Here is a 23536-nt window from a genome sequence, read left to right as displayed (position 1 = left end):
GCGCCACTCAAGGGAGCGAGATCCTACGGCACCTGCCAGCCACCTCCCAGGCTCTGGAACAGCGCGACACTGCCCTGGCTGAGCAAGCCCTGGGTATCACGCAGGTTCTGCTCGGCCTGCAACAACACCAATTGTTGGGTCAGCACCGCTTGCTGGCTGACCGTCCCCGCCCGTTGCTGCGCCTGCTGACTGCCGAACAATTGCTGGTTGCGCTGGAACATCTGATCAAAGGCTTGCGCCTGAATATGCAGATGATTGATCGCCGACAGATTGTCTTCGACGTTCTGCAACGCCCCGAGCACCGTGCCGCGATACGTGGCTACGTCCTGATCGTAAGTGGCCTCGGCTTCTTTTTTTGCTGCTTCGCGGGCGCCGCCGTCGAAAATGGTTTCTGCCAGCGCCGGCCCGAGGGTCCAGATCCGGTTGGGCACGGAGAACAGACCGCCCAACGCCGTACCGCGAAAGCCACCTTCGGCGGTCAGACTCAGGGTTGGAAAAAACGCCGCTTCGGCGACGCCGATCCGCGCGTTCGCCGCTGCTGCCAGACGTTCGGCGGATACCACATCAGGTCGACGCAGCAACAGATTCGAAGGCAGTACAGGCGGCGGCATGGGCGTCGTGAAGCGATAGTCAGCGGCCTTGGGCAGATCGAACTGCGCCGGCGCCACGCCCACCAGCACCGCCAGCGCATGTTCGGCCTGCTCCCGGGAACGCTGCGCCGTTTGCAGCGCCGTGATCACGGTACTGAGCTGATCCTGCGCCACCAGCAATTGATCATTGGTCGCCGTGCCCTGAACGGTTTGCGCCTGAATCATCGTCAGCAGTTGCTGATTGATGGCCTGCTGTTGCTGCAACAGGTCGATGTCGATATCCAGTTGCCGCAGCCCCAGATAATTGGTCGCCACACTGGCGCCGATGGACAGCCGCACGCCGGCCAGCAGCGCGTCGGAGGATTGCAGCGAGGCCTGGCTCGACTCAATACCGCGCCGTACCTGCCCCCACAGATCCGGCTCCCAACTGGCCGTCAGGGTGGCGCTGACCGTTTGTTCGACGGTGCTGCCACTGCTGCCGGTCAATCCGCTGGTGGTGCTGCCGCTGGCCCCGCCGCCGACACCGCGAGCGCCGGACAAACCCACACCCACGGTCGGCCACAACCCGGCACGGCTCGACGCCACTTGTGCCTGCGCCAGCCGATACGCCGCCTCGGCGCCGATGATCGACTGGTTGGCCTTGGCCGAGCGCTCGATCAGATCGTTGAGTACCGGATCCTGATAGGCGCGCCACCATTGGCTGTCCAACGCGCCTTGCGGATTGGCCCGGGCGCGCTGCCATTGGGTGCCTTCCTTGAACGAAGTCGGCAGTTCAATCGCAGGCTTGTGATAGTCCGGGCCGACCATGCAACCGCTCAACAACAGGCTCAGCAACAGGCTCAGCAACAGGCTGGCACCCACGGGAAACAGGCGACGTTTCATTTATCGCTCCTTACGCTTCAGGCGCTGCGACGCCCGGTCCAGCCAAAGGTAGATCACCGGCGTGGTGTACAGCGTCAGCAACTGGCTGAACAGCAGCCCGCCAATGATCGAAATCCCCAACGGCCGGCGCAGCTCCGAGCCATAACCGCTGCCCAGCACCAGCGGCAGTGCGCCGAGGATCGCCGCCAGCGTGGTCATCATGATCGGCCGGAAGCGGATCAGGCAGGCGCGGCGGATCGCGTCCTTGGCGCTCAGGCCGAATTCGCGGCGCTCGGTAATGGCGAAGTCGATCATCATGATCGCGTTCTTCTTGACGATACCGATCAGCAGAATCACCCCCACCAGCGCGATGATCGATAGTTCAGTGCCGGTCAGCAGCAAAGCGATCAGCGCGCCGACACCGGCCGACGGCAAGGTCGAAAGAATCGTCAGCGGGTGCACCAGGCTCTCGTAGAGCATGCCCAGCACCACGTACACCGACAGCAGCGCCGCGACGATCAGCAACGGCTCGCTGGCCACCGAAGACTGGAAAACCTGCGCCGTCCCGGCGAACTGCCCGACCACACTGGCCGGCATGCGCAATTGTTTGACGGCATTGTCCACCAGCGCCGTTGCCTGGCCGATGGAGACGCCCGGCGCGAGGTTGAACGACGCGGTCACTGCCGGAAAAGTCCCTTGATGACTGATCGAAATCGCCGTGCGCCCCACGGAGTAATCCGCCAGCGCCGACAGCGGCACCAACGTCTGCGAGACCTTGGCATTCAGGTTCGGCGCCGCCGCTGCGCCCTTGGTCGTGACCGCTGCGGTGCCGACCGGCACGTAAATGTTCTTCAGGGTCGCCGGGGACGCCCAGTACGCCGGCGCCACTTCCATCACCACGTGGTACTGGTTGGCGGAGCGGTAGATGGTCGACACCTGACGCTGGCCAAAAGCGTCGTAAAGCGTCTGGTCGATGGCTGACATGCTGACCCCGAGCCGGGCGGCAGCGTCGCGATTGACCGTCACGCTGGACATCAGACTGTTGTCCTGCTGGTCGGTGTTCACATCGGTCAATTGCGGCAAGCCGTGCAGCACCGCGACGACTTTCGGCACCCATTCATCGAGGGTGCTCTGGTCGTCGGCGGTCATCGTGTATTGGTACTGCGCCCCGCTCTGCCGGCCGCCGACCGTGATGTCCTGCGCCGATTGCAGATACAGGCGCGTGCCGGGCATGTCGCCGAGGGTGTGGCGAATCTGGCCGATGACCTGATCGGCGCTGTCCTTGCGATCCGCCAGCGGCTTGAGGGTGATGAACAGTTGCGCACTGTTGACCGCCCCGCCGATCCCGCCACCGCCGCCGACAAACCCGCCGACGGTCGCCACGTTGGGATTGCTCAAGACCTTTTTATTGATCTCGCTGAAATTCGACTGGATCGCCCCGAAGGAAATGCTCTGCGCCGCAATGATGCTGCCGGACATGCGCCCGGTGTCTTCCTGCGGAAAGAAACCCTTGGGCACCAACACGTACAGCACGCACGCCAGCACAATCACCAGCAACGTCAGCAGGCCCATCAGGAACGAATGCTCGACAACCCAACCCAGCGTGCGGTCGTAGAACCGGTGAAAGTACGAATCCGGATGATCGTCGCCATTGCCGCTCTGCTGCTGAGTGCGCAGCAGCACGCTGGCGAGCATCGGCGTCACCGTCAGCGACACCAGCATCGAAATCACGATGGCCACCGACAGCGAAATCGAAAACTCGCGAAACAGCCGCCCGACCACCCCGCCCATCAGCAGCAACGGAATGAACACCGCCACCAGCGACACGCTGATGGTCATCACCGTGAAACCCACCTCCCGCGCTCCGGCCAGTGCGGCTTGCACACGGCTTTCACCTTTCTCCAGATGTCGCATGATGTTCTCGACCACCACGATCGCATCGTCCACCACAAACCCGGTGGAAATGGTCAGCGCCATCAGCGACAGGTTGTTGAGGCTGTAGCCGAGAAAATACATCGCGCCAAAAGTGCCGAGCAGCGACAGCGGCACGACGATGGCCGGGATCAGCGTGCTGCGCCAGTCGCGGAAGAAGCCGAAGGTCACCAGCGTCACCAGCGCAATCGAAATCAGCAGGGTCACTTCCACGTCGTGCAGCGAGGCGCGAATGGTGGTGGTGCGGTCCATCAGGATATTGATCTTGATCGCCGAGGGGATCGAACTCTGCAGGAACGGCAGGTCGGCCTTCACCGCATCCACCGTATCGATGACGTTGGCGCCGGGCTGCTTGAACACCACCAGCAACACCGCCGGTTTGCCGTTGGACAGGCCGAAGTTGCGCAGGTCTTCGACATCCTCGGTGACGTCGCCCAGGTCCGAGATGCGCACCAGATCACCGTTGCGTTGCTTGACCACCAGCGGCCCGTAATCGCTGCCCTGATAGAGCATGTCGTTGGCCTTCAGGCCATAGGACTGATCGCCGACCGACACCGTGCCTTTGGGCAGATTGACGTTGGACGCCTGAATCACCTGCCGCACCTGTTCCAGGCTGACGCCGTAGCGATTGAGCCGATCCGGGTTGAGCTCGATGCGCACCGCCGGCAATGCCGCGCCGCCCACCGTGACATCGCCGACACCCGTGGTCTGCAACAGCCGCTGCTCGAGCAGGGTCGAGGCCACGTCGTACATCTGGCCACGGGTCGCCGAATCGGAAGTCAGGCTGAGAATCAGGATCGGCGAGTCGGCCGGGTTGACCTTGCGGTAGGTCGGGTTGCCGGACAGGTCGCTCGGCAGGCTGCTGCGCGCCGCGTTGATCGCCGCCTGCACGTCCCGCGCCGCGCCGTCGATGTCGCGGTTGAGGTCGAACTGCAAAGTGATGCGGGTCGCCCCCAGCGAACTGGACGAGGTCATTTCGGTGACCCCGGCGATCTGCCCGAACTGGCGCTCCAGCGGTGTCGCCACCGACGACGCCACGGTGCTCGGGTCGGCACCGGGCAACGACGCGCGCACGCTGATGGTCGGGAAATCCACTTCCGGCAACGGCGCCACCGGCAGCAGGTTGAACGCCAGCACACCGAACAGTGCCAGCCCGACCGCCAGCAACGTGGTGGCGATGGGGCGCTGAATGAACGGCGCGCTAAGGTTCATCGCGCAAGGCCTCGGCCGCCACTGGCCGGCGCCGGGTGAAGCGCTGCTCCAGGCCATGCATGGCGAGGAAAATCACCGGAGTCGAGAACAGTGTCAGCAACTGGCTGAGCAACAAGCCGCCGATGATCGCGATCCCCAGCGGATGACGCAGCTCCGAGCCGATCCCGGTGCCCAGCGCCAACGGCACCGCGCCGAACAAGGAAGCCATGCTGGTCATCAGAATCGGCCGGAATCGCAGCTCGGCAGCCTGACGAATCGCCGCCACCGGATCGAGCCCGCCCTTGCGTTCCAGCTCAAGGGCAAAGTCGACCATCATGATGCCGTTCTTCATCACGATGCCGATCAGCAGCACGATGCCGATCAAACCAATGATGTCGAACTGCGTGCCGGTGATCAGCAACGCCAGCAAGGCGCCGAGCGCGGCGGACAACAGGGTCGAGAGGATTGTCACCGGGTGCACGAAGCTCTCGTAGAGAATCCCCAGCATCAGGTACACCACGATGATCGCCGCCAGCACCAGAAACACCTGATTGGACAACGACGCCTCGAACGTCGCCGCCGCCCCTTCCAGATTGGCCTGCACCGACAGCGGCAGGCCGGCCCGGGTTTCGATGTCCTTGAGTCGTGTCACCGCCGCGCCGAGGGTCTGGCCGGGGGCGAGGTTGAACGAGACATCGGCGTAGGGAAACTGCCCCAGACGATTGATGGTTACCGGCGAGCGAATCACCTGCATCGTCGCCATGCTCGACAGCGGCGCCACCCCGCCGCCGGGAATGTCGACGTAGAGCCCGGTCAACAAATCCGCCAGATTGTGCGGCGGATGGTCGGTGGCGATCACCACGTGATACTGGTTGAGCTGGGTGTAGATGGTCGACACCTGGCGCTGGCCGAAAGCGTCATACAACACGTCGTCGATGGCTTGCGGCGTGATGCCCAGACGCGATGCGGTGGCGCGGTCGAAGTTGAGCTGGATCTGATTACCGAACTGCATCGCCTGGCTTTGCACGTCGGTGAACATCGGGTCCTGTTTGATTGCCGCGAGCAGCTTGTTGGTCCAGGTTTCCAGTTCGCCAGGGTCAGTCGCTTGCAGGCCGAGGCGGTAACTGGTGGTCGAGACCGTGGCGTCCAGCGTCAGGTCCTGCACGCTGTGCAGGTACAGGCGAATCCCGGCGTCGTCGGCATTGGCGTCGGAGAGCCGGCGAATCACCGCTGCACTGCTGTCACGGTCGCCGTGGGGCTTGAGGTTGATCAGCAGGTTGCCCTGATTGATCGTCGGGTTGGTCTGATCGATGCCGACGAACGAAGACAGGCTCGCCACCGCCGGATCCTTGAGAATCCGCGCAGCCAGCCGCTGCTGTTCGCTCTGCATCTGCTGGAAGGAAATGCCCGGCGAGGCCTGGGAAATGCCCTGGATCAGCCCGGTGTCCTGCTCGGGGAAAAAGCCCTTGGGCATCACCACGATGATCAACAGCGTCAGCAGCCCGGTGAGCACCACCGAGATCAGTGTGAGCCCGCGATGCAACAACACCCAGTCCAGGCCTTTGACGTAATAGCCGTTGACCCGGTCGAAGAAATCGACCCGGCGTTCCTCGTGTTTGTGCTTGAGCATGCGCGAACACATCATCGGCGTCAGGGTCAGGGTGATCAGCGCCGAGATGACGATGGTCACCGCCACGGTCATGGCGAATTCGCGAAACAGGCGGCCCACCACATCGCCCATGAACAGCAGCGGAATCATCACCGCGATCAGCGCCACCGACAGCGAAATGATGGTGAAGCCGATCTGCTCCGCCCCCTTGAGCGCGGCCTGCATCGGCGAGTCGCCGGCCTCGATGTAGCGGGTGATGTTTTCGATCATGACGATGGCGTCATCGACCACGAAACCGATGGCGATGGTCAGCGCCATCAGCGTCAGGTTGTTCAGTGAAAATCCCACCGCGTAGGCCACCGCCAGAGTGCCGACCAGCGTCAGCGGCACGGTCACCGCCGGGATGATCGTCGCCGCGACGTTGCGCAGGAACAGGAAGATCACGATCACCACCAGCAACACCGCCACCGCCAGTTCGTATTGCACGTCGGTGACCGAGGCGCGGATGGTTTGCGTGCGGTCGGTGAGCACGTTGACCTTCAGCGTCGCCGGCAAACTGGCGCGCAGCTTGGGTAGCAGTTGTTGCACGCGGTCGACCACATCAATCACGTTGGCCCCGGGCTGACGCTGGATGTTCAGGACAATCGACGGCGTGCTGTCGGTCCATGCCGCTTGCCGAGGATTTTCCGGGCCCTGGATCGACGAAGCGATCTGCGACAGGCGAATCGGCGCGCCGTTCTTGTAGGCGATCACCAGATCGCGGTACTCCTCGGCCGACTGCAACTGGTCGTTGGTGCCGATCGAATACGCCTGATATTTGCCGTCGATATTGCCCTTGGCCTGATTGACGTTGGCCGTGCCCAGCGAAGTGCGCAGGTCATCGAGGGACAGCCCCAGACTGTTCAGCGCCGAAGTGTTGGCCTCGACCCGCACCGCCGGGCGCTGACCGCCGCTGAGGGTGACCAGGCCGACGCCGGTGATCTGCGAAATCTTTTGCGCCAGCCGCGTGTCGGCGAGGTCTTCAACCTTGGTCAGTGGCAGCACGTCGGAAGTCAGCGACAGCGTCAGCACCGGCGCATCGGCCGGGTTGACCTTGCTGTAGACCGGCGGGTACGGCAGGTTCGCCGGCAGGAAGGTGCCGGCGGCGTTGATCGCGGCCTGCACTTCCTGCTCGGCGACATCAAGCGACAGCGACAGATCGAATTGCAGGGTCACTACCGAAGCGCCGTCGGAGCTGGTGGAGTTCATCGACTTGAGCCCCGGCATCTCGCCGAGCTGGCGTTCCAGCGGCGCAGTGATCGACGAACTGATGACCTCGGGACTGGCGCCGGGGTACTGGGTGAACACCTGAATGGTCGGGTAATCCACCTCCGGCAACGCCGACACCGACAGCAAGTGATAACCCAGCAGACCCAACAACAGCACCGCCACCATCAACAGCGTGGTGGCCACCGGGCGTTCGATGAAGGGGCGCGAGACGTTCATGGACTACGCCTCCTATTGCGCGACGACTTTCACCGCCGAGCCATCGTCGAGTTTGTCGGCGCCCTCGGTGACGACCTGCTCGCCCTCCTTTACCCCGTTGTCGAGCACCGCCGAAACATCGCCTGTCGCCGGCCCGGTCTTGATGTTGCGAAGGCTGACCTTGTCGCCAGGATCGACCACGACAAAAACGAAATCGCCCTTGCTGCCGTGCTGGATCGCCCGGGTCGGCACCACGGGGTTCTGACTCAGGGTGTCGGCCTTGAGCCGGGCGTTGACGAACTGATTGGGAAACAGCGCCTTGCCGGAGTCGTCGAACTGCGCCTTGACCTTGATCGTGCCGGTGCTGGTATCGACCTGATTATCCAGCGCCAGCAGATTGCCGGTGGCCAGCAGGTTGTGTTTGTTGCGGTCGTAGGCCAGCACCGTGACTACGCCATTGGCCATGGCCTGATTGATCGCACCCAGATCGTCCTCGGGCACGGCGAACACCACGGTGGCCGGGGTCATCTGGGTGATCACGGCAATCCCGGTGGTGCTTGTGGTGGTCACGTAGTTGCCGGGGTCGACCTGACGCAAACCGACCACGCCATCCACCGGCGAAGTGATCGTGCAGTAGCTCAACTGGACTTCGAGGTTCTGCACGCTGCCCTGATCCGAAGCGACCGTGCCTTGCAGTTGTTGCACCAGCGAGGCCTGGGTATCGAGGGTTTGCTGAGTGGTGGAGCCGACCTTGATCAGTTCGCGATAACGCGCCAGATCGCGCACGGCGTTGGCGAGCAACGCCTGATCGTGCATCAGCGTGCCCTTGGCCACCGCCAGTTGCGCTTTCAGCGCGCGGTCGTCGATGCGGGCGATGACCTGGCCCTTGGCGACGTGCTGGCCTTCCTTGAACTCGACCGAACTGAGAATGCCGTTGACCTGCGTCACCACGGTCACGCTGCGGGTCGGGGTCACCGTGCCCAAGGCGTCGATGTAGACCGGCACGTCCTGCAACTTGACCGCAACCGTCGCGACCGGCTCGGCGGCCGGCAGGGGTTTGACCCGATGCTGACCGGCGCTCAGGTAGAACCACAGGGCAAGCCCCAGCAACAGCACAATGCCAATGATCAACAGGACTTTACCGCGCCTGCGTTTCGCCATGACCGCCAGCCTCTTGCCCCCGCGTCTGCCTTGACTCTAGCAGCGTCCCGACAGCCATCGCGGGGGATGGCGTATTTGTTCAGGCAGGCGACAGACTGATGCGACGAGCGCCACCAACGGGCATTGTTGAGCGGCGCGCGAGGCCGGTGCTACCATGCGCAACCGCCAGTACAGGCAAGGAACCACCGGGTTTATGAGCACAATCCGCGAGCGCAACAAAGAACTGATCCTGCGTGCCGCCAGTGAAGAGTTTGCCGACAAGGGCTTCGCTGCGACCAAAACCAGCGACATCGCCGCCAAGGCGGGATTGCCCAAGCCCAACGTCTACTACTACTTCAAGTCCAAGGAAAACCTCTACCGCGAGGTTCTGGAAAGCATCATCGTGCCGATCCTGCAGGCCTCGACCCCGTTCAACCCGGACGGCGTGCCGAGCGAAGTGCTGAGCGGCTACATCCGCTCGAAGATCCGCATCTCCCGCGACCTGCCGTTTGCCTCCAAGGTGTTCGCCAGCGAAATCATGCACGGCGCCCCGCACCTGAGCGCCGACCTGGTGGAGCAACTGAACAGCCAGGCCAAGCACAACATCGACTGCATCCAGAGCTGGATCGACCGCGGCCAGATCGCCCCGATCGACCCCAACCACCTGATGTTCAGCATCTGGGCCGCGACCCAGACCTACGCCGACTTCGACTGGCAGATCTCCGCCGTGACCGGCAAGGAAAAGCTCGACGAAGCCGATTATGAGTCCGCGGCACAAACCATCATCCGGTTGGTGCTCAAGGGCTGCGAGCCGGACTGACGCCTCCGGTGACTTCATCGCTAGCAGGCTAGCTCCCACCCTCCTGCATCCGCAAACTCTCCTGTGGGAGCTAGCCTGCTAGCGATGAAGACGACTCGATCTTGGCTTTAGCCCAAATTGCATCCCACAACGGATAGTCAGACAGCTTTTCCACCAATCCAGCCCGCAATGGGTTAGCCACGACATACCGTGCCAATTTCACCAATTCCTCTTCCTGGCGCAGAGCCTGGTCATAAAACCCCTTCTGCCAAAGATTGATTTTTCCACCAATGGACTGGTTCACGGCTTTGGTGCTGAGTGATTTGGTTCGTTGCATCAATTCACCGAGCGATCCGATCTTCAGTTCAATGAGCCAGTGAAAGTGATCAGGCATAACCACCCAAGCCAGAGAGTTCACATGACCCTGTTTTTGCGCCAAATCAAACTGATTAGCCACTAACCTGCCCAAGGCAAAATCCCTGAAAAACGGTTTTCTCTGATGAGTATTGGAAGTGAGTAAATAAATGCGATCAGGCTCGGCATGGCGGCCGATCCTCAGGCGGTGTGAAGCGGGTGAATTGGACATTGATGAGCTTCCTCCATGATTGCAGTCATGAAACAAGCTAGCCCTGAAAATGCTGGAGTGCGGTTCAGATCCTTATCAGGTTGTGTCTGCCAGGCAGCCATCGCGAGCAGGCTCGCTCCCACAGGGGGTTTAAGGTGGCCACAGAAATGTGTTTACCTGTGACCACTTGTAGGAATGACCCTGCTCGCGATGACGTCAGTTCAATCGCAGCAAATCAAGCCGCCACCCCCGCATCCGCCCGCAGGTCCAAAGCCTCCACAGCCTTGATCGCCACCTGCTCATCGACATCCGACAGATCGCCGCTGATGCCGATCGCTCCCAACACGTTGCCCGCCTGATCACGGATCAACACGCCGCCCGGTGCCGGCACGACGCTGCCCTGCCCCATGCTGTTGAGCGCGGCGATGAACGCCGGGCGTTGTTGCGCGTCCAGCGCCAGCAGGCGTGAGCCCTTGCCCAGGGCGATGGCGCCCCAGGCTTTGCCGATGGCGATGTTCGGGCGCAGCAGGCTGGCGCCGTCTTCGCGTTGCAAGGTGACCAGGTGGCCGCCGGTATCCAGTACTGCAATGGTCAGCGGCGCAGCGGAGATCGCCCGCCCTGCGCTGATGGCTTCGTTGACCAGGTTGACTGCGACTTTCAAGGTTAAAGCGCTCATGGTGCCGTCCTCATTTTGTTATTGGGAAAGCCGTTGGACTGCGCTTTTCTGCCGCAGCCCGATGCAACAAATAGAACACAATGAATTATTTTTTTGTATACAATAATTCTCGAAAAGCGCCCCATGCGACGAAAAGCCACAGTAGAAACGGCTTCCGACGAATGAAACAGCCGCTTGAGAAAATGGATTGACCTGCGCCGTCCGCCGTGAATACACTCTGCGCAAAGCCACTTGTATACAATTACAAAACGTAAAGAGGCACAAAACCATGAGCAAAATGAGAGCAATCGAAGCCGCCGTTCTGGTGATGCGCCGTGAAGGGGTTGATACCGCTTTTGGCATTCCGGGTGCTGCGATCAACCCGCTGTATTCCGCCCTGAAGAAAGTCGGTGGCATCGATCACGTCCTCGCTCGCCACGTTGAAGGCGCCTCGCACATGGCCGAGGGCTACACCCGCACCAAGGCCGGCAACATCGGCGTGTGCATCGGTACTTCCGGCCCTGCCGGTACCGACATGGTCACCGGTCTGTACAGCGCCTCCGCGGACTCGATCCCGATCCTCTGCATCACCGGCCAAGCGCCACGTGCCCGTATGCACAAGGAAGACTTCCAGGCTGTCGACATCACCAGCATCGTCAAGCCAGTGACCAAGTGGGCAACCACTGTTCTGGAGCCGGGCCAGGTGCCTTACGCGTTCCAGAAAGCCTTCTATGAAATGCGCTCCGGCCGTCCGGGCCCGGTGCTGATCGACCTGCCGTTCGACGTGCAGATGGCCGAAATCGAATTCGACATCGACGCCTACCAGCCACTGCCGCTGGCCAAGCCGAGCGCAACCCGCGTGCAGGTTGAAAAGGCTCTGGCGCTGCTCGATCAGGCTGAACGTCCATTGCTGGTCGCCGGTGGCGGCATCATCAACGCCGACGCCAGCGATCTGCTGGTGGAATTCGCCGAGCTGACCGGCATTCCGGTGATCCCGACCCTGATGGGCTGGGGCACCATTCCGGACGATCACCCGCTGATGGTCGGCATGGTCGGTCTGCAGACTTCGCACCGTTACGGCAACGCCACGATGCTGAAATCCGACGTGGTGCTGGGCATCGGTAACCGCTGGGCCAACCGTCACACCGGTTCGGTCGACGTGTACACCGAAGGTCGCAAGTTCATTCACGTCGACATCGAAGGCACCCAGATCGGCCGCGTGTTCACCCCGGACCTGGGCATCGTTTCCGACGCCGCCGCCGCGCTGACCGTGTTCATCGAAGTCGCCCGTGAATGGCAAGCCGCCGGCAAACTGAAAAACCGCAGTGCATGGCTGCAGGACTGCCAGCAGCGCAAGGCCAGCCTGCAACGCAAGACCCACTTCGACAACGTGCCGGTCAAGCCGCAGCGCGTGTATGAAGAAATGAACCAGGTGTTCGGCAAGGACACCTGCTACGTCAGCACCATCGGTCTGTCGCAGATTGCCGGCGCGCAGTTCCTGCACGTCTACAAGCCGCGTCACTGGATCAACTGCGGCCAGGCCGGCCCGTTGGGCTGGACCATTCCGGCAGCGCTGGGCGTGGTAAAGGCCGATCCGAACCGTAAAGTCGTGGCCCTGTCGGGGGACTATGACTTCCAGTTCATGATCGAGGAGCTGGCGGTCGGCGCCCAGTTCAATCTGCCGTACATCCACGTCGTGGTGAACAACTCGTACCTGGGTCTGATCCGTCAGGCACAGCGCGGGTTCGAAATGGACTACTGCGTGCAGCTGTCCTTCGATAACCTGAACGCGCCGGAACTCAACGGTTACGGTGTCGACCACGTCGCAGTCGCCGAAGGCCTTGGCTGCAAGGCGCTGCGTGTGTTCGAACCGGCTGACATCGCCCCTGCCCTGCGCAAGGCCGAAGAGCTGATCGAAGAGTTCAAGGTGCCGGTGATCGTCGAGATCATTCTGGAGCGTGTGACCAACATCTCCATGGGTACCGAGATCAACGCCGTCAACGAATTCGAAGACCTGGCGCTGGTCGGCAACGATGCGCCAACGGCGATTTCGCTGCTCGATTAACTGCTGACCGCTCCCACTGTGGGAGCGGGCTTGCCCGCGAAAGCAATTTCACATCCGACACCGATGTTGGCTGATCTACCGCTTTCGCGAGCAAACCCGCTCCCACAAGGGGAACCTCACAAGATTTACGGGAGACCACCATGCCGCGTTTCGCAGCCAACCTGTCCATGCTGTTCACCGAACAGGATTTCCTTGCCCGTTTCGACGCCGCCGCCAAGGCTGGCTTCAGCGGTGTCGAGTACCTGTTCCCGTACGATTTCAGCTCCGCCGAAATCAAGACCAAACTCGACGCCAACGGCCTGACCCAAGTGCTGTTCAACCTGCCGGCCGGTGACTGGGCCAAGGGCGAGCGCGGTATCGCGTGCCTGCCGGACCGGGTCGAAGAGTTCCGTGCCGGTGTCGATCTGGCCATCGCTTACGCACAGGTGCTGGGCAATACCCAGGTCAACTGCCTGGCCGGTATCCGTCCGCAGGGCGTGGACGATGCCACCGTTGAAAAGACCTTCGTCGCCAACCTCAAGTACGCCGCCGACAAGCTGCAGGCCGTCGGTATCAAACTGGTGATGGAAGCGATCAACACCCGCGACATCCCGGGCTTCTACCTGAACAACACGGCGCAGGCCCTGTCGATTCGCGAGCAGGTCGGCAGCGCCAATCTGTTCCTGCAATACGACATCTATCACATGCAAATCATGGAAGGCGATCTGGCCCGCACCCTGCAATCGCATCTGGCCGAGATCAACCATGTGCAGCTGGCCGACAACCCGGGCCGCAACGAGCCGGGCACTGGCGAGATCAACTACCGCTTCCTGTTCGAACACCTCGATCGCATCGGTTATCAGGGCTGGGTCGGCTGCGAGTACAAACCGCTGACCACCACTGAAGCGGGCCTCGGCTGGCTGAAGACCCACAACGCGATCTGACCCCTATTTGCTTGAGCAAGACAAAAACAAGAGGAATTTCTCATGGCTAAAATCGGATTTATCGGCACCGGCATCATGGGCCACCCAATGGCTTCGAACCTGCAGAAAGCCGGTCACAGCCTGTTCCTGTCGGCACACCACGACGCCGCTCCTGCCGACCTGGTCGCCGCTGGCGCCGTCGCCCTGGCCAACCCGAAAGAAGTGGCCCAGGAAGCTGAATTCATCATCGTCATGGTGCCGGATACCCCGCAGGTCGACGACGTGCTGTTCCGCGCCGACGGCGTTGCTGCCGGCATCGGCAAAGGCAAAGTCGTGATCGACATGAGCTCGATCTCGCCGACCGCCACCAAGGCTTTCGCCGCGAAGATCAACGAAAAAGGCGCGCAATACCTCGACGCTCCGGTGTCCGGTGGTGAAGTCGGTGCCAAGGCTGCGACCCTGAGCATCATGGTCGGTGGCGATGCCGATGCCTTCGAACGCGCACTGCCGCTGTTCCAGGCCATGGGCAAGAACATCACCCTGGTCGGCGGCAATGGCGACGGTCAGACCGCCAAGGTGGCGAACCAGATCATCGTTGCCCTGAACATTCAGGCCGTCGCCGAAGCCCTGCTGTTCGCTTCGAAAAACGGTGCCGATCCGGCCAAGGTGCGTGAAGCGCTGATGGGTGGTTTCGCCTCCTCGAAGATCCTCGAAGTGCACGGCGAGCGCATGATCAAGGGCACCTTCGATCCGGGCTTCCGCATCAGCCTGCACCAGAAGGACCTGAACCTGGCCCTGCAAGGCGCCAAGGAGCTGAGCATCAATCTGCCGAACACCGCCAACGCCCAGCAAGTGTTCAGCACCTGCGCGGCCATCGGTGGCAGCAACTGGGACCACTCGGCGCTGATCAAGGGCCTGGAACACATGGCCAACTTCTCGATTCGCGACAAGAAGTAAGCCCTGCCCCAACCTGCATCAAACCTGTGGGAGCCAGCCTGCTGGCGATGGAATCGACGCGGAGTGTCTGCCAGACCTCAGCGCCTGAATCGCTAGCAGGCTAGCTCCCACAGGGTTCCGAGTTGCCCTTTCGAATAACAAGAATTCCGGGAGCCCGCCATGTCGGTCGATCCGCAACAACTGCTGCGCGAGCTGTTTGCCACAGCCATCGACGCGGCCCATCCGAACCAGGTCCTCGAAGCCCATTTGCCTGCCGATCGCACAGGTCGCGTGATCGTCATCGGTGCCGGCAAGGCTGCCGCTGCCATGGCGCAAGTGGTCGAGCGCTGCTGGGAAGGTGAAGTCTCGGGCCTTGTGGTGACCCGCTACGGTCACGGCGCCCCGTGCGAAAAAATCGAAGTGGTCGAAGCCGCGCATCCGGTGCCGGACGCTGCTGGTCTGGCCGTGGCCAAACGCGTGCTGGAACTGGTCAGCAATCTGACCGAAGACGACCGCGTGATCTTCCTGCTGTCCGGCGGCGGTTCTGCCCTGCTGGCGCTGCCGGCCGAAGGCATCACCCTGGCCGACAAACAATCGATCAACAAAGCCCTGCTCAAATCCGGCGCGACCATCGGCGAGATGAACTGCGTGCGCAAGCACCTCTCGGCGATCAAGGGCGGACGCCTGGGCAAGGCCTGCTGGCCGGCGACTGTTTATACCTACGCGATTTCTGATGTACCGGGCGACCTCGCCACGGTCATCGCCTCCGGCCCGACCGTGGCCGACCCGAGCACCAGCGCCGAAGCACTGGCGATCATCAAGCGCTACGGCATCGAGATCCCGGCCTCCGTCCGCACCTGGCTGCAAAGCCCGGAATCGGAAACCGTCAAACCCGGTGACCCGAGTCTGGCCCGCAGTCATTTCCAGTTGATCGCCCGTCCTCAGCAATCGCTGGATGCGGCGGCGGTGAAATGCCGTCAAGCCGGTTTCAGCACGCTGATCCTCGGCGACCTGGAAGGCGAATCCCGCGAAGTGGCGAAAGTCCACGCCGGCATTGCGCGCCAGATCATCCATCACGGCCAGCCACTGGCGGCACCGTGCGTGATTCTCTCCGGCGGCGAAACCACCGTGACCGTGCGCGGCAATGGCCGTGGCGGACGCAACGCCGAATTCCTCCTCAGCCTCACCGACAGCCTCAAGGGCCAGCCCGGCGTGTATGCGCTGGCCGGTGACACCGACGGCATCGACGGCTCGGAAGACAACGCCGGCGCGATCATGACCCCGGACAGCTACGCCCGCGCCGCCGCCCTGGGCCTGAGCGCCAGCGACGAGCTGGATAACAACAACGGTTACGGCTACTTCGCGGCGCTCGATGCGCTGATCGTCACCGAGCCGACCCGCACCAACGTCAACGACTTCCGCGCCATCCTGATCCTCGAGAGCTCTAAATCATGACGCCTGACAAAAAGGTCAAAATCCTCGCCACCCTCGGGCCTGCCGTCGACGGCATCGAAGACATCCGCGAGCTGGTCGAGGCCGGGGTCAACATCTTCCGCCTCAACTTCAGCCACGGCGATCACGCCGACCACGCCAAGCGCTATCAGTGGATCCGCGAAGTCGAGCGCCAGCTCAACTACCCGCTCGGCATCCTGATGGACCTGCAAGGGCCGAAACTGCGGGTCGGCAAGTTCGCTGACGGCAAGGTTCAACTGCATCGCGGCCAAGCGTTTCGCCTCGATCTGGACACAACACCGGGCGACGAACGCCGGGTGAACCTGCCGCATCCGGAGATCATCGCGGCGCTGGAAGCCGGGATGGATCTGCTGCTTGACGACGGCAAACTGCGTCTGCGGGTCGTCACCAAATACAGCGATGCGATCGACACCACCGTGCTCAATGGCGGCGAACTGTCGGATCGCAAAGGCGTGAACGTGCCGCAAGCCGTACTCGATCTGAGCCCGCTGACCACCAAGGATCGCCGCGACCTGAGCTTCGGCCTGGAGCTGGGTGTGGACTGGGTGGCGCTGTCGTTCGTGCAGCGTCCGCAAGACATCATCGAGGCCCGCGAGCTGATCGGCGACAAGGCGTTCCTGATGGCGAAAATCGAGAAGCCGTCGGCCGTCGAGCAACTGCGCGAGATCGCCGAGCTGAGCGACGCGATCATGGTTGCCCGCGGCGACCTTGGCGTGGAAGTGCCGGCCGAAAGCGTGCCGCAGATCCAGAAAAACATCATCACCACCTGCCGCCAGCTCGGCAAACCGGTGGTGGTGGCAACGCAGATGCTCGAGTCGATGCGCTTCTCCCCGGCCCCGACCCGCGCCGAAGTCACCGACGTGGCCAACGCCGTGGCCGAAGGTGCCGATGCGGTGATGCTGTCGGCGGAAACCGCGTCCGGCGAATACCCGCTGGAAGCCGTGCAGATGATGAGCAAGATCATCCGCCAGGTGGAGAACGGTCCGGATTACCAGACCCAACTCGACGTGAGTCGGCCAAAAGCCGAAGCGACCGTGTCCGATGCCATCAGCTGTGCGATTCGCCGGATCAGCAACGTGCTGCCGGTGGCGGTGCTGGTCAACTACAGCGAGTCCGGCGCATCGAGTCTGCGTGCGGCGCGGGAGCGGCCGAAAGCGCCGATCCTCAACCTGACGCCGAACCTGCAGACCGCCCGCCGCTTGAGCGTGGCGTGGGGCATTCACTCGGTGGTCAATGATCGGCTGCGCCAGGTGGATGAAGTGTGCTCGACCGCGCTGGAAATCGCTCAGGCTCAAGGAATGGCCGAGCGTGGCGATACGTTGCTGATCACCGCGGGTGTGCCGTTTGGGCAGCCGGGGTCGACTAATTCGCTGCGGATCGAAACATTGATTTAACGCCTCACCGGCCTCTTCGCGAGCAGGCTCGCTCCCACAGTTGATTTGTGTGCACCACAAACTCAATGACTGAACAAAGATTCAATGTGGGAGCCAGCCTGCTGGCGAAGCAGGCGACTCGGTTTCACTGACATTCAGAACTGCCATGCCTGCCAACCATTTCAACACCCACTGCCCCGACTGGGCCGAAGCCTTGCTCAATGGTTTCAGTCAGATCTTCCTCCAGCGCCACCCGTTGTGTGGCCTGCTGTGCCTTTTGGCCATTTTATTCACCGCGCCGGTGCTGTTCGCCGGCGCGCTGCTCGGCGCGGTCGCCGGGCTGCTTACCGCGCAACGGCGCAACTACGCCAAGGCTGATCGCCAGGCCGGACTGTTCAGCTACAACGGCGTGCTAGTCGGCCTGTTGCTGAGCCTGTATTTCCCCTGGTCGCCGATGCTGCCGCCGCTGATTCTGGCCGCCGGTGGCCTAAGCGCGATGATCACGCAGCAGTGGCTCAAACGCACACGCCTCAGCGAATACCTGCCGGCCTACACCGCGCCCTTCGTGTTGCTGAGCTGGGTGTTCCTGTGCTTCGCCGAGCCTGCGACGCCGGCTCCGGCGCTTGAACTGAACACGCTGAACCTGCTTGGTGCCGCCCTGAAGGGGCTGGGCCAGGTGATGTTCCTCGACCATCCGCTGGCCGGTGCATTGATCGCCGCCGGTCTGCTGATCGCCGATCGCCGGGCATTTGCCTGGGCAATGGCGGCCTCGGCGATTGGTCTGGGCTCAAGCCTGTTGCACCACGACAGTCAGGTCGCGCTGCTCGGTCTGGGTGGTTACAACGCGGTGCTCGCCGCCCTCGCCTTCAGCACCCAGCGCCAGCAACCGTGGTTGCCGCTGTTCGGCATTGGCCTGGCGCTGCTGGTGACCCCGCTGTTCGGTGCCCTTGGCCTGGCGACGCTCACCGCACCGTTCATTCTTGCCTGCTGGCTGCTGCGCACCGGCATTCGCCTGATGCGCCAACCCGAGTTGAACGCGGCGCCTTGCGCTGACGGGGAGAATCAACCTAGGCTGCGCTGATTTATGGCCAGGGCGATTCGCATGAACGGCAACAACACGTGGCGTGATCGCCTGTACGTGATCATCTTTCAGACTGACACAGTAGCGGGACGTCGTTTCGACAAGACCCTGCTGCTGATCATCCTCGCCAGTCTGGTGACGGTGATCCTCGACAGCATCGATGACATCCACCAGAACTACGCCGATGTGCTGGCGTACATCGAGTGGGGCTTCACCGTCATCTTTCTCGGCGAATACCTGCTGCGCCTGTATTGCTCGCCCAAGCCGCTGCGCTACGCCTTCAGTTTCTACGGGCTGGTGGACTTGCTGGCGATCGTGCCCGGCATCCTCGCGCTGTATTACAGCGATGCCCAGTACCTGCTGATCATCCGGGTGATCCGGATGCTGCGGATCTTCCGTGTGCTCAAGCTCGGCCCGTACCTGAAACAGGCGCATTACCTGCTCGACGCCCTGCGCGGCAGCAAGCAGAAAATCCTCGTGTTCCTGCTCAGCGTCTGCACCCTGGTCACGGTGTTCGGCACCTTGATGTACGTGGTCGAAGGCCCGGAACATGGCTTCACCAGCATTCCCAAAGGCATCTATTGGGCTATCGTGACCCTGACCACCGTGGGTTATGGCGACATCGTGCCGAGGACCGTGCTGGGCCAGGTGATTTCGTCGCTGGTGATGATCACCGGTTATTCGATCATCGCCGTACCCACCGGGATTTTCACCGCTGAACTGGCCACGGCGATGCGCGGCGGTCAGCTGCAGCACGATTGCCCGGTGTGCAAGAAAGACAACCATGAACACGAAGCGTCGTTCTGCTCCCGTTGTGGCAATGCGCTGTTCAAGAAAATGGAATAAGCAAAGTTCTTTTTAATCTTTAAGCGACTATGCGCGCCCCGCTATAGTCGCTGGCAAATGGCCTCACCTTTGTAAAAACACCCCCACAGAACAAGGAATGCGCAGTGAAAAAACTCTTTGGCGCCTCACTTCTCGCCGCTGGTCTTGCCTTCGGCAGCGTGGCTCAGGCCGCACCGACCCTGCTTAACGTTTCCTACGACGTGATGCGCGATTTCTACAAGGACTACAACACTGCGTTCCAGAAACACTGGCAGGCCGAACACAACGAAAACATCACGGTGCAGATGTCTTTCGGCGGCTCGAGCAAGCAAGCCCGCTCCGTGATCGACGGCCTGCCGGCTGACGTCATCACCATGAACATGGCGACTGACATCAACGCTCTGGCCGATAACGGCAAACTGGTCCCGGAGAACTGGGTCACCCGTCTGCCGAACAACAGTGCGCCGTTCACCTCCGCGACCGTGTTCATCGTGCGCAAGGGCAACCCGAAAGCCCTGAAAGACTGGCCGGACCTACTCAAGGACGGCGTGCAGGTGATCGTGCCGAACCCGAAAACCTCGGGCAACGGCCGCTACACCTACCTGTCGGCCTGGGGCTACGTGCTGAAAAACGGCGGTGACGAGAACAAGGCGAAAGACTTTGTCGGCAAACTGTTCAAGCAAGCGCCGGTGCTGGACACCGGTGGCCGTGCCGCCACCACCACGTTCATGACCAACCAGATCGGCGACGTGCTGGTGACCTTCGAGAACGAAGCCGAAATGATCGCCCGCGAATTCGGCCGCGACCAGTTCGAAGTCATCTACCCAAGCGTCTCCGCCGAAGCCGAGCCGCCTGTATCGGTGGTCGATAAAGTCGTCGAGAAGAAAGGCTCCCGCGCCGCCGCCGAGGAATACCTGAAGTACCTGTGGTCGCCGGAAGGCCAGGAAATCGCTGCGGCCAACTACCTGCGTCCGCGTGACCCGGCGGTCCTGGCCAAGTACACCGACCGCTTCCCGAAAGTCGACTTCCTGTCGGTCGAGAAAACCTTCGGCGACTGGCGCACCGTGCAGAAGACCCACTTCAACGACGGCGGGATCTTCGACCAGATCTACAACGGCCAGTAAGGCGTGAGCTGACATGAAAAAGGCGACCTGAAGAGGTCGCCTTTTTTTGTGGGCAAAATCCCCTCTCCCTTAGGGAGAGGGTGAGGACTATTACATCGGTGGTTTCACGCCATCCTTGCCGGCCGATATCGATTGCGCGGTCAACGTGCCGTCCGCGCTCTGGGTCACGAAGGTAACGATCTTCACCCCGACCTTGAGCAGGCTGCGATCGCCCGGCGTCAAGTTGACGATCGGCACGTCCTCCGGCACCAGGATCTTCTGCTGGCCACCCTTGTAGTTGACGGTCAGCACCCGGCCGTTGCTCACCACCAGATCGCCGACGCTGCCATTGGTCATGCTGCTGCCCTTGGCGAGGTCGAACGGCCGGTGACCATCGCCGCTGCCGGCCAGCTCCGGCGGGAACACGTGAACCTCCAGCGCCTTGAGCGTGCCATCCTCCTGGGGAATGGCTGCCGAACCGATGTAGCTGCCGGGCTTGATGTCTTCGATGTTGGCCAGGGTGACGGCGCGGACCTTGGTGTCCGGGGTCAACTGGACCACTACGTTTTCGCCCGTGTTGACATGTACTTTGAGGGAGTCGGGGCTGACCCCGGTGATTTCGCCGCGTATGCCCATGCGCATGCCCGGGGCTTCGCCGGCGTAGACGCTGCCGGCACTGAGTACGCCGATCATCAAAAGAGTCGTGGTGTGGCGAAGCAACTGACGAAACATCGCAATCCTCCCGTTGAATGCACATGGAAATCCAGACGCAACATAAGCACGCTATCGAACAAGATGTAAGTGAATGTATCATCGTCCCTCTTCGGTCGGACGCAAGGTTCGCCGATGGACGACGGATTGTTCGACGCGATCTATTCCGCAACGGAATAACTGATATCGATCCAGGGCTTCTACCGCCCGCCCGTTTCGTCCCTTAGCCTCACCGCATTCTTTTTCGCTGGATCGAGAAACCCTATGACCGCCACAACTCACGCAATGACCCGAGGCATGGTGCTGCTGTTCGCTTTCTGCTGCGGCGCCATCGTTGCCAACATCTACTATGCCCAGCCGATCATCGGTCTGATTGCGCCGGACATCGGCCTGACCGACACCATGGCCAGTTTCATCGTGTCGCTGACCCAGATCGGTTACGCGCTGGGGCTGTTCTTCCTGGTGCCGCTGGCGGATCTGCTGGAAAACCGCCGTTTGATGATCATCACCACCGTGGTGGCGATTGCCAGTCTGCTGGGGGCGGCGTTTACCGATCAACCGAATGTGTTCCTATTGATTTCGTTGCTGGTGGGTTTCAGCTCGGTGTCGGTGCAGATCCTGATTCCGCTGGCGGCGCATCTGGCGCCGGAGGAATCCCGTGGCCGTGTGGTCGGCGGGATCATGGGCGGCCTGCTGCTGGGGATTCTGCTGGCGCGTCCGGTGTCGAGTGTGGTCGCTGACCATCTCGGCTGGCGGGCGATGTTCATGATCGCGGCGGCGTTGATGGCGGCGATCAGCATCGTGCTGGCCCTGACCGTGCCCAAGCGCCAGCCGGATCACAGCGCCTCCTATGGCCAGTTGATCGGTTCGCTGTGGACGCTGCTGCGCCAGCAACCGGTGCTGCGTCAGCGGGCGTTCTACCAGGCCTGCATGTTCGCCACCTTCAGCCTGTTCTGGACCGCCGTGCCGCTGGAACTGGCGCGCAACCATGGCCTGTCCCAGAGTGAAATCGCGATCTTCGCCCTGGTCGGCGCCATCGGTGCCATCGCCGCCCCGATCAGCGGACGCCTGGCCGACGCCGGCCACACCCGCGTCGCCTCGCTGCTGGCCATGCTGTTCGCCAGCCTGAGCTTCCTGCCGGCCTTCATCCACCCGGCCTACAGCGTGATCGGCCTGGCCGTGACCGGTGTGGTGCTCGACTTCTGCGTACAGATGAACATGGTGCTCGGCCAGCGTGCGGTCTACTCCCTCGACGCCAAAAGCCGCGGCCGCCTCAACGCGCTGTACATGACCAGCATCTTCATCGGCGGCGCCTTCGGCTCGTCGGTGGCCAGTGCGGTGTACGAACATGGCGGCTGGCTGTGGATCGTGATTGTTGGCAGTGCGTTTCCGCTGCTGGCGCTGGTGCGGTTTTTGAGTGTGTCCCAGAAAACAGTGATGGCAACTGCTTGAGAGGTGCGAGGCGCTGCCCAGCGGCAGCGCCCGACGCTCAATGCCGGACCAGTTTTTCCATGGCGGCATCCGCCAGAAAGGATGAACGACTTTTGACGTTGTGCTCGCGCACATAGCGGTCGATACGCTGGATGACATAACCGGGCAACGTCACGTTGACCTTTTCGGTCTTGCCCATGTACGGCGAAATATCCAGCTCCAGCATGCCCCAGCCCATGTCGGCAAATTCCGGGTTGTTGCGATGAGTGGCCGCCGAGGTCGGCATCGGAATCGGGTCACCATCCGCCGCGATCTCCTGCAGCATGATGTGGGCAATCTCTACGGCTGCGTTGTAGGCATCCTCAAACGTATCACCGGCCGTTACCGCGCCGGGAATATCGGGGATCTGAATACCGATGGCGGTGTTCTCGTCGCCCCACTCGATGCAGATTGGGTATTGCATTACGAATCTCCTGTGTCACTGGCTGGCGGGTTGTATAACCCGGCGCGCCTCCTGATGCTCTTGACCGTCCCGACCGGCAAATCCTTCTTCGGGTGAGGAACGGGAATCGTGTAAGGGTTGTAACGGTGCGTGAAGATGTGATGACTGCCGGTAATCCGATCCAGCGTCCAGCCTGCTTCCTCCAGCTCCTTGATCAATAACCTGCTCTGCACCAACCGCCTCCTTGCTTCGGCTCAACAAAAGTAACTCTAGAGTTATCTTTACTCAAGCACAGAAATCCGCAGGACGACGTTCGGTTGTTTTGCAGCATGTGATTGATGCACTGTCCTCGGACCCGATTAAACTCGGCTGCCATGCTTGCTCCTCT

The 23536-nt window shown here is 61.9% G+C and carries 19 protein-coding genes; 10 read left to right on the top strand and 9 right to left on the bottom strand.

Annotated elements, in window-relative coordinates:
• Positions 1-23: 23 nt before the first annotated feature.
• The 4 genes from DLD99_RS08775 to DLD99_RS08760 are packed head-to-tail and all read right to left on the bottom strand — an operon-like array spanning position 24 to position 8808.
• Positions 24-1472: an efflux transporter outer membrane subunit gene (locus tag DLD99_RS08775; protein WP_114881931.1), complete on the bottom strand. Its 1449-nt coding sequence runs from the start codon at positions 1470-1472 to the stop codon at positions 24-26.
• Entirely contained in the window at positions 1473-4595 is a 3123-nt protein-coding gene (locus DLD99_RS08770) for an efflux RND transporter permease subunit (RefSeq protein ID WP_114881930.1), read from the bottom strand.
• Entirely contained in the window at positions 4585-7668 is a 3084-nt protein-coding gene (locus DLD99_RS08765) for an efflux RND transporter permease subunit (protein WP_114881929.1), read from the bottom strand. Before DLD99_RS08765 ends, DLD99_RS08770 begins: the two co-directional genes overlap by 11 nt.
• 12 nt (positions 7669-7680) lie before the next feature.
• Complete coding sequence (locus DLD99_RS08760; protein ID WP_114881928.1) at positions 7681-8808, bottom strand: efflux RND transporter periplasmic adaptor subunit; 1128 nt, start codon at positions 8806-8808, stop codon at positions 7681-7683.
• Positions 8809-9001: 193 nt separating this feature from the next.
• Between DLD99_RS08760 and DLD99_RS08755 the strand changes: the two genes are divergently transcribed.
• Positions 9002-9607: a TetR/AcrR family transcriptional regulator gene (locus tag DLD99_RS08755; protein WP_085710525.1), complete on the top strand. Its 606-nt coding sequence runs from the start codon at positions 9002-9004 to the stop codon at positions 9605-9607.
• 70 nt (positions 9608-9677) lie between these two features.
• Here DLD99_RS08755 and DLD99_RS08750 read toward each other — a convergent pair whose 3' ends face one another.
• Together DLD99_RS08750 and DLD99_RS08745 are read right to left on the bottom strand one after the other, a co-directional pair.
• Positions 9678-10172 (bottom strand): REP-associated tyrosine transposase, encoded by a 495-nt coding sequence (locus tag DLD99_RS08750; protein WP_114881927.1) that lies wholly within the window; start codon positions 10170-10172, stop codon positions 9678-9680.
• A 214-nt stretch (positions 10173-10386) separates the two neighbouring features.
• Positions 10387-10827, bottom strand: a complete 441-nt coding sequence (locus tag DLD99_RS08745) for a GlcG/HbpS family heme-binding protein (protein WP_085710524.1) — start codon at positions 10825-10827, stop codon at positions 10387-10389.
• A 268-nt stretch (positions 10828-11095) separates the two neighbouring features.
• On the opposite strand from DLD99_RS08745, the gene gcl reads away from it, so the two are divergent.
• From gcl to DLD99_RS08705, 8 genes are all read left to right on the top strand, one after another.
• Complete coding sequence (gene gcl, locus DLD99_RS08740) at positions 11096-12871, top strand: glyoxylate carboligase (RefSeq protein WP_085733712.1); 1776 nt, start codon at positions 11096-11098, stop codon at positions 12869-12871.
• Positions 12872-13011: 140 nt separating this feature from the next.
• The gene (gene hyi, locus DLD99_RS08735; RefSeq protein ID WP_114881926.1) at positions 13012-13794 is read left to right on the top strand and encodes a hydroxypyruvate isomerase; all 783 of its coding nucleotides are present in this window, start codon (positions 13012-13014) and stop codon (positions 13792-13794) included.
• Between the two features lie 42 nt (positions 13795-13836).
• A complete protein-coding gene (locus DLD99_RS08730; protein WP_114881925.1) occupies positions 13837-14730 on the top strand; it encodes a 2-hydroxy-3-oxopropionate reductase in 894 nt (297 codons plus the stop codon).
• 159 nt (positions 14731-14889) lie between these two features.
• Positions 14890-16164: a glycerate kinase type-2 family protein gene (locus tag DLD99_RS08725; protein ID WP_114881924.1), complete on the top strand. Its 1275-nt coding sequence runs from the start codon at positions 14890-14892 to the stop codon at positions 16162-16164.
• On the top strand, positions 16161-17576 hold the full coding sequence (gene pyk, locus DLD99_RS08720) for a pyruvate kinase (protein ID WP_114881923.1): 1416 nt from the start codon (positions 16161-16163) through the stop codon (positions 17574-17576). Before DLD99_RS08725 ends, pyk begins: the two co-directional genes overlap by 4 nt.
• A gap of 145 nt (positions 17577-17721) precedes the next feature.
• The gene (locus DLD99_RS08715) at positions 17722-18636 is read left to right on the top strand and encodes an urea transporter (protein WP_114881922.1); all 915 of its coding nucleotides are present in this window, start codon (positions 17722-17724) and stop codon (positions 18634-18636) included.
• A gap of 21 nt (positions 18637-18657) precedes the next feature.
• Complete coding sequence (locus tag DLD99_RS08710; RefSeq protein ID WP_114881921.1) at positions 18658-19482, top strand: ion transporter; 825 nt, start codon at positions 18658-18660, stop codon at positions 19480-19482.
• 104 nt (positions 19483-19586) lie between these two features.
• On the top strand, positions 19587-20585 hold the full coding sequence (locus DLD99_RS08705) for a sulfate ABC transporter substrate-binding protein (protein WP_085710515.1): 999 nt from the start codon (positions 19587-19589) through the stop codon (positions 20583-20585).
• Positions 20586-20675: 90 nt separating this feature from the next.
• On the opposite strand, the gene DLD99_RS08700 is transcribed toward DLD99_RS08705, so the two are convergent.
• A complete protein-coding gene (locus DLD99_RS08700; RefSeq protein WP_114881920.1) occupies positions 20676-21296 on the bottom strand; it encodes a DUF5666 domain-containing protein in 621 nt (206 codons plus the stop codon).
• Between the two features lie 243 nt (positions 21297-21539).
• On the opposite strand from DLD99_RS08700, the gene DLD99_RS08695 reads away from it, so the two are divergent.
• A complete protein-coding gene (locus tag DLD99_RS08695; RefSeq protein WP_114881919.1) occupies positions 21540-22727 on the top strand; it encodes an MFS transporter in 1188 nt (395 codons plus the stop codon).
• 37 nt (positions 22728-22764) lie between these two features.
• On the opposite strand, the gene DLD99_RS08690 is transcribed toward DLD99_RS08695, so the two are convergent.
• Together DLD99_RS08690 and DLD99_RS08685 are read right to left on the bottom strand one after the other, a co-directional pair.
• Positions 22765-23169, bottom strand: a complete 405-nt coding sequence (locus DLD99_RS08690) for a type II toxin-antitoxin system HicB family antitoxin (RefSeq protein ID WP_114881918.1) — start codon at positions 23167-23169, stop codon at positions 22765-22767.
• Positions 23169-23381, bottom strand: coding sequence for a type II toxin-antitoxin system HicA family toxin (locus tag DLD99_RS08685; RefSeq protein WP_065261097.1), 213 nt, complete (start codon positions 23379-23381; stop codon positions 23169-23171). The genes DLD99_RS08690 and DLD99_RS08685 overlap by 1 nt, the downstream gene beginning before the upstream one ends.
• Between the last annotated feature and the right edge of the window lie 155 nt (positions 23382-23536).

This window comes from Pseudomonas kribbensis, from assembly GCF_003352185.1.
In the GTDB taxonomy this organism is placed as follows: domain Bacteria; phylum Pseudomonadota; class Gammaproteobacteria; order Pseudomonadales; family Pseudomonadaceae; genus Aquipseudomonas; species Aquipseudomonas kribbensis.
Note: the sequence above shows the minus strand (reverse complement) of the source record. Positions and strands in the feature narration are given on the sequence as shown.